Raw genomic sequence first — 711 nt, 5'->3', positions numbered from 1 at the left:
CTTGGGCATCACTACCGCTTTAGCTGGCTGGAGGCGCGCGATGGCAAATCGTAAGCAAGACGCCGGACGCGAGGCGCAGGCCAGGAAAGGGTGGTGGCGCAGCCATCGCTGGCTGGCGCTGCGGCGACTGACACAATCGCTGGTACTGCTGATGTTTCTCAGTGGTCCGCTGTTCGGTGTCTGGATCCTGCACGGCAATTACAGCGCCAGTCGGTTGCTTGATACCGTGCCGTTCAGCGATCCGCTGATGGTGCTGCAAAGCCTCGCCAGCGGTCACCTGCCCGCCACGCTCGCACTGGTCGGCGCACTGATTATTGCTGTCGGCTATGCGTTGGCAGGCAAGCGCCTGTTTTGTAGCTGGGTGTGCCCGGTCAATCCGCTGACCGATTTGGCGGCCTGGCTGCGGCGGCGCCTCGGTATTACCACCTCCGCTACGCTGTCCCGCAGTCTGCGCTACTGGCTGCTGGGGCTGATTAACCGGCCGTGGGCTGATTTTCGGCTTTGGCGCGGGCGTCTGGCTGCTTATCGCACTGTTCTTATTTGATTTACTGGTGGTTGAGCACGGCTGGTGCGGCCACCTCTGCCCAACGGGCGCGCTGTATGGCGCACTGGGCAGCAAAAGCGCACTGGTAGTGGAAGCCACCGAACGCGCCCGCTGTACCCGCTGCATGGACTGCTTTCATGTCTGTCCGGAACCGCAGGTGCTGCGCG

The 711-nt window shown here is 62.9% G+C and carries 1 pseudogene; it reads left to right on the top strand.

From position 1 onward, the window contains the following. Positions 1–40: 40 nt before the first annotated feature. Positions 41–711, top strand: a pseudogene (locus J5224_RS32770) (4Fe-4S binding protein); the annotation flags it as partial.

The sequence above is a fragment of the Candidatus Symbiopectobacterium sp. NZEC135 genome (assembly GCF_025962695.1).
The sequence above is the reverse complement of the archived record's forward strand: the minus strand, read 5'-3'. Positions and strand labels throughout refer to the sequence as shown.